This is a genomic window from Pirellulaceae bacterium, assembly GCA_029243025.1.
Taxonomy (GTDB): domain Bacteria; phylum Planctomycetota; class Planctomycetia; order Pirellulales; family Pirellulaceae.
In genome coordinates this window covers 40,586-56,905 of record JAQWSU010000039.1, presented here as the reverse complement: position 1 = coordinate 56,905, position 16,320 = coordinate 40,586, and the positions used below count along the sequence as shown (strand labels likewise).

The 16,320-nt window shown below is 51.6% G+C and carries 11 protein-coding genes; 3 read left to right on the top strand and 8 right to left on the bottom strand.

What is annotated here, in order from left to right; all coding sequences use genetic code 11:
• Nucleotides 1-348: 348 nt before the first annotated feature.
• Nucleotides 349-1,803, top strand: coding sequence for a sialate O-acetylesterase (locus tag P8N76_17850; GenBank protein ID MDG2383541.1), 1,455 nt, complete (start codon nt 349-351; stop codon nt 1,801-1,803).
• Between the two features lie 77 nt (nt 1,804-1,880).
• On the opposite strand, the gene P8N76_17845 is transcribed toward P8N76_17850, so the two are convergent.
• The 6 genes from P8N76_17845 to P8N76_17820 form a co-directional block, all read right to left on the bottom strand.
• Entirely contained in the window at nt 1,881-3,437 is a 1,557-nt protein-coding gene (locus P8N76_17845; GenBank protein ID MDG2383540.1) for a hypothetical protein, read from the bottom strand.
• A gap of 400 nt (nt 3,438-3,837) precedes the next feature.
• Nucleotides 3,838-4,458 (bottom strand): PepSY-associated TM helix domain-containing protein, encoded by a 621-nt coding sequence (locus P8N76_17840; GenBank protein MDG2383539.1) that lies wholly within the window; start codon nt 4,456-4,458, stop codon nt 3,838-3,840.
• Between the two features lie 18 nt (nt 4,459-4,476).
• Nucleotides 4,477-5,076, bottom strand: a complete 600-nt coding sequence (locus P8N76_17835; protein ID MDG2383538.1) for a DUF2271 domain-containing protein — start codon at nt 5,074-5,076, stop codon at nt 4,477-4,479.
• A 195-nt stretch (nt 5,077-5,271) separates the two neighbouring features.
• A complete protein-coding gene (locus P8N76_17830) occupies nt 5,272-7,638 on the bottom strand; it encodes a kelch repeat-containing protein (GenBank protein ID MDG2383537.1) in 2,367 nt (788 codons plus the stop codon).
• Nucleotides 7,639-7,713: 75 nt separating this feature from the next.
• The gene (locus P8N76_17825) at nt 7,714-8,445 is read right to left on the bottom strand and encodes a hypothetical protein (protein ID MDG2383536.1); all 732 of its coding nucleotides are present in this window, start codon (nt 8,443-8,445) and stop codon (nt 7,714-7,716) included.
• An 86-nt stretch (nt 8,446-8,531) separates the two neighbouring features.
• Nucleotides 8,532-9,887 carry a PQQ-binding-like beta-propeller repeat protein gene (locus P8N76_17820; GenBank protein ID MDG2383535.1) on the bottom strand — a complete coding sequence of 452 codons (1,356 nt, stop codon included), beginning with the start codon at nt 9,885-9,887 and terminating at the stop codon, nt 8,532-8,534.
• 1,171 nt (nt 9,888-11,058) lie between these two features.
• On the opposite strand from P8N76_17820, the gene P8N76_17815 reads away from it, so the two are divergent.
• Nucleotides 11,059-11,232 (top strand): hypothetical protein, encoded by a 174-nt coding sequence (locus tag P8N76_17815; protein MDG2383534.1) that lies wholly within the window; start codon nt 11,059-11,061, stop codon nt 11,230-11,232.
• A 98-nt stretch (nt 11,233-11,330) separates the two neighbouring features.
• On the top strand, nt 11,331-12,740 hold the full coding sequence (iaaH, locus tag P8N76_17810; GenBank protein ID MDG2383533.1) for an indoleacetamide hydrolase: 1,410 nt from the start codon (nt 11,331-11,333) through the stop codon (nt 12,738-12,740).
• A gap of 630 nt (nt 12,741-13,370) precedes the next feature.
• On the opposite strand, the gene P8N76_17805 is transcribed toward iaaH, so the two are convergent.
• The gene (locus P8N76_17805) at nt 13,371-14,903 is read right to left on the bottom strand and encodes a sulfatase-like hydrolase/transferase (protein ID MDG2383532.1); all 1,533 of its coding nucleotides are present in this window, start codon (nt 14,901-14,903) and stop codon (nt 13,371-13,373) included.
• Nucleotides 14,900-16,285 carry a Gfo/Idh/MocA family oxidoreductase gene (locus P8N76_17800; protein ID MDG2383531.1) on the bottom strand — a complete coding sequence of 462 codons (1,386 nt, stop codon included), beginning with the start codon at nt 16,283-16,285 and terminating at the stop codon, nt 14,900-14,902. Before P8N76_17800 ends, P8N76_17805 begins: the two co-directional genes overlap by 4 nt.
• Nucleotides 16,286-16,320: the final 35 nt, after the last annotated feature.

Below are 16,320 nucleotides of genomic sequence, written 5' to 3'. Positions count from 1 at the left end.
AACTCAATGCCTGATCAGTCAGTATAATTTTTCTTTCCAGCTTTTTTTGCTCAGTGATGAATTCATCCCAGGACCAGCCTGGTATTTCCTGCCAGCCAAACAAGAATCACGCCCCGCTGCGACACTTTCTCACGCAAGACACCGGTTCGCACGACTACGCTTTCGATCAGCGATCCCAACTCGCTCAACTTCAAGACCAAGAAAGCCGAGGATCTTCGTCCTCGGCGGCGTTTTTCACCGCAAGCGAAAAATGTTACCATCGGGCCAGTGAACACTTGAAGCGGTTCCGGCCGCCACTCGATTGGGAAATACGGGCCAAGAATCAATATGCATCAAACGGAGAGAACAATGAACCTGCGACGCTCGCTCACCTTCATCTTGCTACTACTACTCGCCCCGACGGCCAACGCCGAGCTAAGAGTCGCCAACGTATTCGGTGACCACATGGTGCTCCAACAGGAGATGCCCATCCGCGTGTGGGGCTGGGCGGAGCCGGGGGCAAAAGTCGTGGTAAGTTTAAGCGATCTGAAAACAGCGGCCACATCATCGCTCCGAGCTGGCGAGGATGGCAAGTGGTTCGTCGCACTCCCGGCGCGAAAGGCCGAAGGCAAGACACTCGAGCTCCAAGTCGTGAGCGGCGAGGAGAAGATCGAGTTCAAGGACATCCTACTCGGCGAGGTCTGGATTTGCTCAGGCCAGTCCAACATGGAATGGGCGGTTAACCAGGCAGCCAACGGGCAGCAGGAGATCGCCGCAGCCGACCACCCGACCATTCGTTTCTTCAACGTGCCCAAACATGTTACGCAGAACGAACCGCAACAGGACGCACAGGAAGCGGACTGGCTAGTCTGCTCGCCCGATACGATCAGCGGATTCAGCGCTGTCGGCTACTTCTTCGGCCGTGCACTTAACAAGGAACTGGGTATTCCGATCGGGCTGATCGGCACGAACTGGGGCGGTCAACGTATCGAGCCGTTCACACCGCCAGTCGGTTTCGAACAGGTACCGCAGCTGGCAGACTACGTCGCCGATCTGAAGCAAGGCAAATACAAAGGCGGCGCGACGCAAATCTACAACGGGATGGTTGCGGGGCTCACACCGCTAAGCGTTCGCGGGGCGATCTGGTACCAGGGCGAATCCAATGCGGGCGACGGGCTGCGTTACGATTACCTGAAAGAAGCGCTCGTCAAGGGCTGGCGCTCGGTCTTTCAGAATGAAGACCTGTCGTTCTACTGGGTGCAGCTGGCAGACTTCGGCAGCGACCATACTGGCCAACCAGCTGGTGGCGGCTGGGGACCGATCCGTGAAGGTCAGCGCCGCGCATTGCGTGTCCCCAACACGGGCATGGCGGTCATCGTCGACATCGGCGCGGAGAAGGATATTCATCCAAGGAACAAACAAGACGTCGGACATCGACTTTCGCTGTGGGCACTGGCGAATAACTACCACAAAAACATCGTTCCCTCCGGCCCGCTCTACGCGGCGCATAAGATCGAGGGCAACAAGGCTCGCATTACCTTCGATCATGTCGGCAGTGGACTGCTAGTCGCCGACAAAGGTGGTGAGTACTACCTCGATCCTGTAAGCGAGACGCCTGACGCCGAGATCGCCGAGTTCTCCGTACAGGACAAGGATGGCAACTGGCACCGAGCGAAAGCAACGATCGACGGCGAAACGGTTGTCGTTTGGAGCGATGAGGTTGCTGAGCCACAGAATGTGCGTTACGCCTACGACTCAAACCCACGCGTGAATCTATACAACAAGGAAGGTCTACCCGCCTCACCGTTCACGACGGTCGATTGATCGCATTCCACCAAGCTGGAAAGTCCCAGCAATCGCTAACTCAAAAGAACTCGATCAAGTCAGAGCGTTCTTGGAACTCAATCCCTCGCTTCCTTGTGGAAAGGCGTTTGCTTGCATGGCTTGCCCAGAAGGTCATCAAGCTTTTTGCGCACGGCATTGTATCGGGGTATATTTTTTTCAATTGCCCAATGGTAGGCGTAGAGCTCCTTCGAAGCCCAAAGCCAATGCGTCCTTGCCACATAGCGCCATCGCTGGATTGATCGATGAAATTGCACAAATCGTCTTGGCACCTTCGACAAAACGAAATAAGCCAGCTTGATTCCGAATCCCCCTGCTCTTGCAGCCAGAGAACGCCGATCTTCCAATAACGTTTCGGGGATCTGAGCCAAGAAATTCCTAAATTCCCGTTTTAAACTCGGGGACATTGAGTCCCAAATAAAGACATGCCCCGTGGCTTTCTTCACCTGGCCGAAAAATCCCCGAGGGACTCCTTGAGCTTCGACCATTCGCCGCGGAATGGGCCGACTGTAACTCCGGGGACGTGTTTGCCACGCCCGCATTTCTCTGGATCGAGAAACAGCTTGTATTTGAACGCCATGCTCCGCACCGAACGATGCAAGCGCCATCGTGCAATATCCGACACGCAACCGAAATTCAGCGTGCGATATCCCCTCAGGAGTGGGCATGCTGGATATCTCCGCCCCTTCGAAGATCTCGCGATTTAAAGACCATATGGAATCACCGTAATATCCGGTAAGCAGCAGTCGCCCTGGCAATTCCGACTCAACTTCCGAAAACACCGAAGCGTGCCCCAGCCCAAGAACATAGAATTCTGAAGAATTGCACTTCTTCCGCATGAATGCTTCTCTGTCGATGGTCATCACATTCATACCAAGCCGTTCGGCAACCGACCGACCGTCTTCCAACGTTGATTGGATGCACAACGCATCGGAATAACCCAATGAAACAGCGAGGGCTGCTACGGCCGTGGAATCATATCCTACGCTGACCGTGGTGAGTGGAATGAAAGACTGCTTGCGTTGTACGTCCGTCGCGTTTGCGATCAACCTCGCAGATACCTCACGGAGCGACTCGATGTAAATGTCGAAATTCTTTGGAAATGGAGAAACCGGTTTTGGCGTTACGCGAATTTGCAAATCACGCCCGACATAAAAATTCGCTGTATTCCGTATTTGAATTGAATTTCCGGAATCCGTCTTTAGGTCAATACATTCAACACTGTTTCCACGTCGATATGACTCCAAAACCCGAAAATGATAGTCTGGTTCGTCAATCGATGGCTTCTCTCCCAAAGCGGCAAAGAGACACGTAAGTGAATTCGCGGCATAAAACAACGATCCACGTTGAGCCGTGTAGATTTTTTCACCGAGATGAGAAGGGGTAACGAAGAGGACGTCGTCTTTGAAAACGCGAGCCCCCGATCCAGACATCATGATGGCTTGGTCAATCGCATGGTCTGCAAATTGTCCGGACCAGACGCCCTCATGAAAACAGCGGTCGGTCGTCTCAACTCCGTTACCATGAACAACGAAAACTTCGTCATTACCTTTTTCAAGGCAGCCACACCAACTCAATTTCGGAATCTCATCCGATTCGAGATATCTGAATTCCACGTGTGCCAACCTCAGAATCGACCTAAAAACTGCTTCAGAAAATAACCGTTACCAGAAAGTCTACCTTTTCAATAGACGCGACAGTGAAAGTTCTACCCACCATGAAATCCTGCAGACCAGGTGGCGATCAGCCCAAGGGCAGTCGCTTCACTACAAAGTCACCGCCAACTGCCGCATTCCTGCACTCACTCGCCTAAAAGCGTCGCGCCAAATCATTACAATCAAAAACTCCGTCTTCGTTGGCATTACCGTGCCCAATGGCATCGCTCCGTTTCGTTGAAATGCTTTCGGTCATGCACGCAGCATTGCCGACGATCGTGTCGATTAGAAACAGGCGGGAGCGTGCGAATCCGCCATTACAAACCGATCATTTCCGTTGACTCGAAGTCAGAGAGGCTGTTCAAGGAATCCACCAAATCCAAATTCCGAACATTAGAAGTGTCCCAACGACAGCAGTCGTCAACCCGGTCATTCGGCGCCGTTTGATATAGAACAAAAGCCCGAATCCAGAGAGTGAAAACAATAGCATCAGTATCGCTGAACCGTCAATCACCAAGATATTCCAGACGGCGCCACTGTCGCGCCCTTTGTGCAGATCATTCATCACCGCAACGAGATTGGTGGAAGTCACAGTCACGCTGTAATTCCCAGTTTCACGGTCAATAAAAACGTCAGCCGCATATCCGGGGGTCTTGTAGACGAGCATAAATTCGTACTCGTCGCTCTCGAATTCTTTTACTCGGCCTCGCAACCGGTGACGCTCGCGAAGCGTCTCTGCAATTTCTAACTCCGTTGGGTTCTTCCGCAACCACTCAACAGGAATTTCCCCAGAGATATCTTCGACATACTGTTCGCTTCCACCAAGCCATGTGGGATGGTTAAGCGTGATACCAGTCACGGCAAAGAACATGATGGCCCCGAAACCGAGCATCGAGAGATAAATGTGCAACCAACGAAAGGCAGCAGCACTTTTCCTGTACCACTCTTTTCGAAAGCTGGGATAGAACTTACTGGAGCTCATGGTGGCGAACAAGAAAGCCTATTGCTGCAAGGGGACGAACTGATAGGACGCTCTTGGGATCTCAATATTCCCGTTGAGATCTTTTTTTGCAATTTGCTCACCACCCCACCGAATCTTTTCGCGGATAATTTTATAAGTTCCATGCTCACGGGCAGCTTCCAAGCACAGAGTGTACTCTCCATTCGGAAGTTGTTTTCCGGTATTATCCGTACCGTCGAAGTGAGCCTGGTAATTGCCCGGCCCACGAGTTGCTCCCGAGACACCATCGATCAAATCGTTTTTTTCGACCAATTTCCGCATCCGATCATTCCTGTACCAGCGGGTCAGGTCTCGATGCCATCGAGGACCTGGCTGATCGGTTTGCAGCCACAGCACACCTGTTTTTACGGGAAAACCGTCTTCGTCTTCCAGCCAGACAGCCAAATAAGGCCGGCGGTAACGGCGACCCTTGGGACGTTCGAGTGAAAACCAAACGTGTAACCCCTCGTCGGTCACTCCTGATTTGGCAGTACCCGCCGACGCATCCTCTGCGCGTAGATCGCTCGCTTGGCGATCTACCGGAGCAATGGCGATAGCGACAGTGAAAAGCAGGACGCTGATCAGCAGGTACCATTTCATCGAAGTTTATCCTTGCGTCGTTTTTTTCTGAATTTGAATGAGATTGGGAATCCGTCAAGCTTTGAACGCGTTGTAAGAAGAAGCAACGAATTCCCGACCAGGCTAAATTTTTGATCAGGCGATCAGACGCATCAACACGCTTAACTCTTGTCAATCCTGGCTGACGATTCGAGGCGTGCAATTAGCTTTGCTCGGCTAGGCTGTCCCCTTGTCATCCTTGGGATTGGAATCCACTTTCGTCGGTTTATCCTTGTGATTTGAATCTGGTGTGCGATCGGAGTTCGATGCTGCAGGCTCAACATCCTCTTGCTGCTCTTTCGATTCCGCATCGCGCTGGTCTGCGGCAGCAGCCTTTTCATCCGCCTCGAGCTTTGTTTTTAATTCCTGGAAGCTCACTCGTTCATCCGCATTGACATCGGCGTCAACAAAGAATGTCGCCATACGTTTTCCGAGTTCCTCCTGACTAAGAAATCCATCCTTGTCTGTATCACGGCGCAAGAGCGCCTTTGCATTTCGCTCGGTATCCCCACCGCGACTTCGACTCATAAAATTCATCGCTGCCACTGCCTCAGGCATCACTGTGGGATCAGGATCAAACAATACAAATTTGACTTGATGATCATTCTCACGATCGACGCCAAAAAAAAGCAGTCGTCCAGCAATGTTAAACAGCCTCATCGAAGCATCGACTCCATCAATTGATTCAGCCACGGTACTCCAAACGTTCGTCTCACTGTCATACACTTCGAGCGATGAACATTCCGAAAAAATCCCGCCTGAGTTACTGAATCCGCCAAACAGATAAATTCTTTTTCCATCAACCGCAACACTAGGAAACAACCGCGATACGAGAGGTGAACTGGCTTCCCGCCAAGTTCGATTTTTCATATCAAAAACATCGACACTGGTTTCGATGCTCATCTTTTCGCCGAGGCCGCCAATCAGAAAGAATTCATCACCGATCCTTGCTCCGCCATAGGAACGTCGATCGTGCGGCAGCTTGACGTCGGGCAAGGGCGCAACTGCAGTCTGATCTCCCCACCAATGCAAGATGGTTTCACACAGACGGTGTCCCGAACCCGCATCACTACCTCCGAAAATCCAGATCGCATCGTCAAAATTGACCGCCGCTGCCATTGAACGAGGTGCAGGCAGAGAGATTTCCGATTGAGACCATTGCTTGAGGTTCGGATCGAACTCGAGAATAGTTCGTAGAGCCGAAAATTGGGAGGATGCATGATTCATACCACCGGCCACAACCAAGGTTTGATGCTCGCTATTGTGGCGATTAATGGCGCCAGCACCACTTTGCACCGGCATCGGCATATCCGGTAACTGCTCCACCCTCTGATTTGGGACATCGAATACAAATGCCTGTTTGACAAAAGCCTCCCGGCTGAAGTCATGAGGCTCCCAACTCTTGTTACCACCAAAAGCATAAAGCTTTGTGCCGTCCATGATCAAAGTCTGGCTATGTTTGGCATCCCCCTCATAGGGTAATGACCAGGAAACTAATTTCGGACCGACTTTCGATTTCGGATCGACACTTAGCGATTCGATCGCAGCGGTACGGCCGATCACGCCACCCGTGCCGCCAACTGCGATGAGCCGTTCCGTACCCACCGGAAGCAAACGGAGAAACATCCGTGGAAATAGCAGTCGGTCCGCTACCTCCCAAGCTCCACCGTCATCGGCCAATCGATAGACAACGCCCGAAGCACCTGTGCAGTAAAGATAATCGCCCGCGGCAAACATACTGGTGGCGAATCCAGTCATTGCGCTATCATTGAACAAGTCTGGCCCTTGAGTCCATTCCCCTTGAGCAGGATCGTAGATGAATGTTTTTCTTAAGAATCCAGTAGGACTAATTCCACCCGCAACGTACAGTTTTCCCTGGTGCGAGGCCGCGGACAGGGCTCGCAAATCGTAACCAGGTCCATCCAACGTTTGCCAACCAGCATCAGGATCATCCAGATCAAAGCCGTGCATTTTGTCATGCCACGGTGCATCTCGAGAACCCTCACCTTGAAGATTCCAACCACCAACAACGTAGACCGTTCGACCGACAACCGCGGCGTCGTGCGATGAACGTGGGACAGGCAGCGGCGGTAATTCAGTCCAGTTGTCATTATCCAAATCGTATCGCGTGAAGTAGGCAGTGGAATTAAACAGGACTTCGTTTTCTTTCTCCCCATTCAAAAAGGAGAGTCCGCCAATTCGATAGAGGGATACGCCATCACTGACGAGAGCCGTACTCTGAGCAGAGTCGTGCATTGCCAACTCTTCCCACTCCGCCTGAGGATCATCAAAGCGAGTCTTGCGAAAGTGATTAACTAGCAAATCTTTGCCAAATCCATGTGCCTCGCCACTGTGACCGCTGAAGACATACAAGTAATCATCGACAACCGCCGCTCCGAAGGAGGTTAATGATTCCGGAAGCGGCTTGTGGATCTTCGACGTGGAAACGGTCAGCGGCGGCGTGATCGGATCCTGGCTCCACGTCATCGTGGGGCTCAGAACCGTATTGGCTGCCGCGAATAGCATCAATAATCGGAACTTCATCGCGGTAAAATCCTTTGAGCCTTTAAAGAGCGTGAATCAGTTACACTTCTTTCAGTGAACAACGGTTGCGGAAATTCACTTATCCTCGGGATCGGCAAACGTGGCAGTGAGGTAATGCATGGCCGAGTCGTATTCTTGGTCACCGACGCGCCCCGAATCGCCAGCCAGCGTGTGACCTACCATGATTCCATTAATCCCCTCTTCGACCTCTTTATCCGTGAATGAAACTTTGCCATCCTTACCGGTGGTTCCGTCACCTTCCTGATGGCCTTCATCACAAAAAAGGGTCACTTCTGCATCTGCAAGCGGCTTTCCTTGCCAAAGCACATAGATGTCGACGCCACTTTCTGTATTCACCGCGTGTGCTTGGAGATCCATACCCTTGATCGGCTTGCAAGCAGAGAAACTGGTGGGCATAACACCACCAAGATGTTGAGTGTAATACTGCAATTTCGCACCGTTGTAGACACCAAAAATGGTTTGGCTTATCAAATCAACTTTGCCCGGGAGCACAGCGACTGACTGCTTGCCAATGAACTTGTCTGATTCGATCATCTTGGTTTCAACCGCCGATTTTTCAGCTCCCGATCGCATCGTGATTTCTGCCTTCGCGATAGTGGGTGGCAACTTGTAAGTACGGTCAGCCGGATCTTCACCAAAGAAGTAGGTTGCCTTACCGTCCTCAATGGTCAACCAGGGAAAATGAGCGTTTGCCGTGCCTGCGGCGAGTAACAGGACACTGAATAACAGGACACTGAATAACAAGACACTGAATAACAAGACACTGGTCTGCGTATACCGTTTCATCAAAGATTCTCCTTGTGACGTTTTTTGCAATGTGGATTGTGGATCAATCGTATTTTCACGGAGTTGCCTGGCAGGCATCCGATTCATCACTGGTTCCGGATGGCATAAAGTTTGTCACCACTTCGAATCAGCCATTGACCTCCAGCCACGGCAGCCGCATACAAAACGCGACCACCGCCGAACGGCGGTGTTTCGCCTTCTTCGGTAGCCTCTGACCAACAGCGATTTTCTGCTATCGACTTCCCATCCTTGAGTGATATCACACTGGTTGTCCCTTTGTATCCGAACAGATAAATCTGTTCATTAACCACGATGGGTGTCGCCCAAACTCCCCCAGCTTGGGTCCGATCAACCGAGATCTGCTCACCGGTTTCAAGGTCAAGTCGATACAACACACCAGCACGGTTAACGATGGCAGCAGTTCCTCCAGCTACGACCGGACTGCCAAAACTGGATGTTGCTTTTTTCGCTTGCCATTTAAAAGATGCTTTCCAGTCGCCGTTATCCTGTCGGACAAGTTGGATCAAACCATTGCTTGCAGCAGCATTTCCACCCGAACTCTGGCCCCTCCCCTCTGAGGCGCCAATGAGAAATTCCCCTGGCCCCACAGGCGTGGGCGTATTCGAACTGTTGTTAGCAATCCCATCGAATTCCCAAAGTCGCTCGCCCGACAATGGGTCAATCCCCACGATCTTCCCAATCGCACTGCAGACGAGGTGAGCCCCATCATCAACCGGAACCAGTCGGGGAGATCCCCAGGACGTTGAACCCACTCCCTCGGCCTTCCAAAGCGTCTGACCGGATTTCGGGTCGATCGCTAGGACGTAGGGATCTTGACTCCTTTCAACCCACACAAAAACGCGGGTACCATCTGATTCAAGTGAAGCAGCCAGTCCGTGACGAGCTTCAATTGAGCCATAATCCTTGACCAAATCCCGTTCCCATTGCTTTTCACCGTTGGCAGATATCCCCACCAACAGACCTCCCTCAAAAAAAGCAATGAAGCTGTTATGAATCGCAATTGCCGAAGGAGCGGCGCGACTCACCATCGGCGTATTCGCAAACGGAGATGGATTTTTGACGTCGACTTGCCAGTTTTTTCCACCACCTTTTAAGGCGTAAGAAATCACGTGGTACTCGTCTTTTTTTTCTCCACTGGTAGATGTCACCACTACCTGATCACCTGAAACAATTGGCGATGATTGCCCGTAGCCAGGAATGTCTACCGTCCAGGCAATGTTACTATCGGGAGACCACTCGGTAGGCATTTGGTTGCGAACTTCATGCTGCCCACCATTTTGAAATTTGCTCCACAGTGGTGATTCGGCAAACAAACTGGCATCCAACTTCAAAGTTAAACACAAACACAAGCCAAGCACACATGTCCCAAATTGACTGAAACAAAAAACAGAACGTTCACGCCGTTGCTTTAATTCATTCATGATTCAATTCACTCGGCTCAAGCACCCGAATCCTCTCCAATATCCAATATCACAATGCGATCGCCTCTGTCTCGCAGTTCCCCAATGGCGCACTGCATCTACCCAACCGGCTGACGAACGAGTTCGCTGGTTGTTTACAAAGACCGGTAAGACCAAGCCCATCGTGCAATAAACACCCCTGCTCAGCGCAATACCGCGTCGGCATTTATCAGCACAAACGCAGATTCCCCCCGCAGGAACCTCTTCGCGACTCGCCCCCCTTACTCCCAATGAATGGAAGATTCCACAGGGAATCCCCTCCCTGGTCCGCGCTAAGAATTGAATCACGGAAACCAACCATAAGTCCCCGAGCCCTATCCAAAGCGGCAGAAATGGTGCACGATCTGACAAGCTAACGCCGACTTCGGCATAACGATCAATCAGCATGGCTGAAGCAACACTCAAGCGGGACAAAATTAGAAACCCTGGTCACATCGACGATCGAAGGAACAGTGGAAAACCCTTAGAGGCTAGCTATCTTGAGTTTGCTGGCTGGCAAAAATCGAAAAAGAACTCGTCTCGATTTCGCTCTCGTCTATTGTTTTCGGATTACTGCGATTGTCAATGGCCTGCGAACGAGGACGCGAAAATTGTCCGCTGGCCCAAAAGAAACGTCAAACATCGGAAACTCGAGAAACTAATTCAGCTTCTAAGATCAGTGGCCCCCAGCGATCGATTCGGTAATCTTCCAGAAGAATTCCCCATCGAAAACAAAAGATGAATTTGTTTGAAAAGGAATCCCCGTTGGAGAAAGCAGATTTTAATACATTTCAAATGTTGCCTTTTACCCGTATCGAATGATCGGCACACAATCGTTCCTGCGTAGAAGAGCTACCGTTCCTGCGTAAAACAGCGACCTTCCAAAGTGAATTCATCGACCATCAAAGCCTCGGTTCCTGCCAACGTCGAGATGACGTTTTCCTATCCGGCATGCATATTTTTCCTATCCGGCATGCATATTGCTCCCACCCGAAGGTGCGTGCCAGAAAAAAACAACGAGATCTCATTCAACGGCGATTCGGAAATCAGCCGATCAGGCATGGAATCAACCATGCCCGCGTTCGAGTGGCAACCTGCCTAACGATGGGTCGATCGTGCTTTGCCCTCATTCCGAAAAACGAGGCACCGATCCGTGAGTGAAGCTGAATCCGAGACTTCGACAGAGTCGGCTCGGCAAGCAGGGCTGAAAAGTCTGCTATCGATCGTGCTTCCGCCCTTCGCATCAGGTAAGCAGATCAATCTCATCAGCAACGAGATTCAAAGGGCCAAAGTTTTGGAAACTCGTCGTAAACGTGTCGTCTGGTGATTGAAGCTTGCAATTCAGCAAGGCTTTCTTAAACTCTGCCAAACGTTCGTTGATCACAAGCCTTCCAACAACTGCATTTTCACTAAAAACGAGTGTTCATGGATCTCGCATCCCTAACCATCAGTGAAGCTGCAGCAGCCATTCGCAGCGGAACAATGACCGCCAGTACCTTTGCGGAAGCCCTGCTTTCGAAGGCAGAAGGTTCTCATGCCTTGAATGCGTTCATCTTCCATGATTCCGAGCAAGTCCTGAGAGCGGCACGGGTAGCCGATCAAGCGAGGGCACAGAACTCGACATTGGGACCACTGCACGGTATTCCCTTAGCACTCAAAGATAATCTCGACACCGCCAAGATGCCAACGACCGGCGGCACGCCGGGACTTCGGAACAATCAACCTCGAACGAATGCCAAAATTGTTCAGAAACTGATCGACGCTGGAGCGATTATTTTTGGCAAAGCAAATTTGCACGAACTGGCTTACGGAGTCACCACTAATAACTCGTATTTCGGTACAACCCGTAACCCCTACGATCAAGATCGCATCCCTGGTGGTTCGAGTGGCGGAGTCGGCGCGGCCGTGGGAGCTCGGCTGGTTCCTGGTGGAATTGGAACCGATACCGGCGGTTCGATTCGGATACCTTCGGCCCTCTGTGGCGTTGTAGGCTTCCGTCCGACCACAGGTCGCTGGTCCCAGCAAGGCATTTTACCCGTTTCCCATACACGCGATACAGCAGGGCCAATGACGAGAAGTGTGGCCGATTGTGCATTACTTGATTCCGTCGTCACCGGTATTCCGACGCCCTCTATCGACATTCCCCTCAAAGGTTTGCGGTTGGGCATCCCCCGTAAACATTTCTGGGAGCCTCTTGAGCAACAAACAGGGCGTTTGCTTGAACATGTACTTGAAAGGTTACAAGAGGCTGGCGTCATCCTGATCGAGGCCAACATCGACGACATTGCCAGACTGGATTTTGATGCCGGTTTCCCGATCGCGTTGTATGAAACAGTAGCCGATTTGAGTTCGTATCTTACGACACATAATTTGCAACTCAACTACCAGCAACTCGTTGCACAGTGCGCGAGTCCTGATGTGAAGACAATGCTGCAAAGCCTACAGGGCGAAGCCGCCGTTTCCGGTCAAGTTTATCAACACGCAATCGATGTATTACGGCCACAATTGCAGGCGATTTATCGCAATTACTTTGACCAGCACGATGTGGCTGGAATCGTCTTTCCTACCACACCGCTCCCCGCTTCTCCTGTTGGTGACGATGAAACCGTAACCTTCAATGGCGAGCGAACACCCACCTTCATGACCTTCATTCGCAATACTAGCCCAGGTAGCGTTGCGGGTATTCCTGGAATCAGCTTGCCCGCGGCACAAACAGATACCGGCTTGCCTATCGGGCTGGAGATTGACTCGTCCGTGAACAACGATGCCATGTTACTGTCGATCGCCCAGGCGATTGAGCATATCCTGCCACGGCTACCTGCACCTTCATGCTAGTCGCCGCATCGTCGAGTTTCCATTCATTGGCTCGTCAAAACGTGATTCCTTACTGAAATGAACTCACATGCGACTCGCTCTACCGGGTGTTCCGTGGACGCTCAATTCGAATTTCGTTGATTAGCAAGGAACGAGGAAGGCTTCTTCAAGGCTCGAAAGACAGGCTGCCTTTCGCTCCCCATTTCACCGCTCGAAAGCGTCCTACCAATCATAAAGGTGTTCGATCACGGTGATAGCAGTAAAGGCGTTAAACATCAGCCCGGAGAGCGCATCGAACAACACCGCAACCCCATTTCCCGGTCCTTTCTAACGGGCACCATGAAACAATAGCAGATACGAAAACAGAGACATGTGACAAGGCTGGGCTTCGCAGTAAAAATGAAGAACATTACCAGTTCATCGAGCAGTTCAAGACGGTCGAGATTGATCGGCTTATCTCGAAATATTTTCACTAACCCAATCGAGACAACCCTGAAGGCAACCACGAGACTGGTTACGCTCGAATAGATGAACTCTCGAATTTCAAGTGCCCGCAAGATCTCTGATGAATCCACCATTCCTGCATCAACGGGTGAGCGTTTATCGGGATTGTTTTTTGTTCCATGTTTAGCAGCTCGCCTTCAAGTGTGCTTAAAGGCGTAGTGAATTGCTGCCCTGGCCTGATGACTTCAACCACTTCGCGCGTTTTGCAACTCTCTTCTCGTCAACTGCAGGGCCGCCCAAGACAATAGCGTTCACCTCGATGTCAGACAATTGCTTGGCTGCTTCAGCCAACATGGCAGCGACTCGATCCGGATGTTCCTGACTGAGGTTCGTCCGTTCGGCCGGATCATTTGAGAGATTAATGAGCACCGGCCCGTGCTCTGATTCTGGTACTGCTTCTATTTCGTCCAGATAGAGCTTCCACTCTCCAACTCGAATCGCTTGCAAGGTTCCCCAGCCGTGCCAGTACAAAAAGCTCGACCTGGGGTGAGGTTGATCCGCTTTTCCCATGAGAGTACTCAACACGTTCACACCGTCACGTCTGGGGCTGCTTGGTGATGGTTCCGGCAACTCAATGCCGCATGCGTTGATCAACGTTGGACACAAGTCAATGGCAGCAATCAATTCATCCACAACTTGACCAGCAGGAATCCTTTTCGGCCATCGAACGATGCAAGGCACGCGATTACCACCCTCAAGCGAATCCCATTTCAAACCTCGATAAGGATTCGACCGTGCCCATTTCTTCTGCCCCGGTTCCACACCGTTGTCGGACAGAAATACGACGACAGTATTCTCTGCAATCTTGCAATCCGAAAGGGTGCCGAGGATCTCGCCAACACGGCTATCCAATTCTTCCACAACGTCGCCATATGCCTCGTTCTGCGACTTGCCCTTCCAGTCTGGATGAGCCTGAGCAGGAAAATGGGGGGCACTCAGTGGCAGGTACAGAAAGAAAGGTCGCTTCCGATTCTGTTCAATGAATCGAATCGCTTCGGACGTGAACTGCTCTGTCAGACGCCGATTGTCAAATGGATCAGCAATCAGCTGGTCACCTCGCCAAAGTTTCTTTGTCTGATTGTTGCTCTTATTGATGTAAAAAGCCGTATCGAATCCTTGTTTCATCGGAGACAGTTCCGGCGTATCCCCCAGATGCCACTTACCCATTAGCGCCGTTTGATAGCCAGCGTCTTGAAAGATCTCGGCAATCGTGACCGCGGCGGGGGCCAAACCATTGTGCGGTTTCATCCCATAGCCAACGACCCCACCATGCCAGCCAGTTCGCGGCGGATAGGCGCCCGTGAGCAGAGCCATTCTTGACGGAGTACAGATTGTACAACCGGCATAGAAACTGGTCAGTCTCGCGCCTTCGCTCGCGAGCTCATCTAGCACGGGCGTCTTGTTCATATCACTGCCGTAACACGAGAGGTCGCCATAGCCCAGGTCATCCGCCATGATCAGAACGACGTTAGGCTGCCTGACGGCATCAGCAGCCGTGCTATCTCCGAAACTGAAGGCACACGTCACAGCACACGTAACGAAGACAGGAATGACGACTGATTTCGCGATCGTTTGATGATGCTTGAGCATTACTTTATCTTTTCCCGTTTCGGTACAAGCTTCCAGCTTGCGGAGACTCGCAATTTGGCAAGCAACCAAGTCACCGCGCAACGAACTCACATCTCGATTCCAAAGCCTCGACGTTGCTCACGCGCAACCAGCGATTGAGCCATCTGGTCGTCGACAACTCTTTCGGTTTTCGGGTCCCATCGAATCTTCCGACCGAGTCGGGCAGCAATCCCGGCAAGGTGACAAGTCGTCAACGCGCGGTGGTGGCTAAAGACGTCCGAAATCGGCTGCTGACGCATAGCAACCGCTTCGAAAAAATTCGCGACGTGGTTGGTCAGCTCTCGATCCTTATAAACTTTCTCAAGTGCTCCATCGGGTAACGGATGGGCGGCAAGTTCATCCACCGATTTACCAACAAGTTTTCCGCGATTAACAAAGATCCGTCCTTGGGTTCCTTCGAAAAGAATTCCGTTGTCCGTATCGTGGCGGATGATCAGTTCTACTCCGTCATCGTAACTGGCTTTGATGTTGAACTTCGTGGCAGTGTTGTACCGGTTATCAACGGTCGGATCGCCATCTTTGAACGTGACTGGATGCTCGACTCTAACTGGATCGATCCAGAGCGGCCCGGTATCCATCTTGTCCATCGCCCAGGTTGCGATATCCACATGGTGCGCACCCCAGTCGGTCAGTTTGCCACCCGAATAGTCATACCACCAACGGAACTCGTAATGAGATCGCGACCATGATTTGATGATATTCGGCGCTTCTGGCTTATATCGATAAGCCGTCAGCGGCGCCGGCCCCAGCCATTGATTCCAGTTAAGCTCTTTGGGCGGTTGGACAGCAGGAAGATCGGGGCTTATCGGAGCGGCACCCACCGCACACTGCACTCGGCGCAATCCCCCAATCCGACCGTCACGAATCATCGCGATTGCCTTGAGGAACCGTCGCGAGCTACGTTGTTGCGTGCCAACCTGAAACACGGCGCCCGTTTTCTGACACACATCACAAATTCGTCGACCTTCTTCGATCGTCAACGTCATTGGCTTTTCACAATACACGTCCTTACCTGCCAACATCGCCTCGATCGCGATTTTGGCATGCCAGTGATCTGGCGTGCTGATGTGGACCACGTCTATTTTCGGATCGTCGATTATCTTTCGATAATCCGTCGTGGCTACTGGAACTTTACCAAGCCAGCCTTTGACGATACCCGTCGCTCGATCAAGCCGATTCGCATCCACATCGCAAACCGAAATGATATCGCCAAACTTAGGAAACTCCTTGCCGACTCCGTAACGGCCATCCGGTGCGAACACTTGTTTATCCCACCGGATTCCACAACCCACCACGGCAATTCGCGGACGTGCGTTGGCACTTTCAAAACCAAAAGCACGAGAGTTCGTCCCAACGCAAAGCGACGCTGCAGCAATTCCAACCGAGTCTTTCAAGATACGGCGACGGCTTATGTGAGGACGATTTATTGACATTGAATTCTCACCGGAAGGTTATTCCGACTCATCGG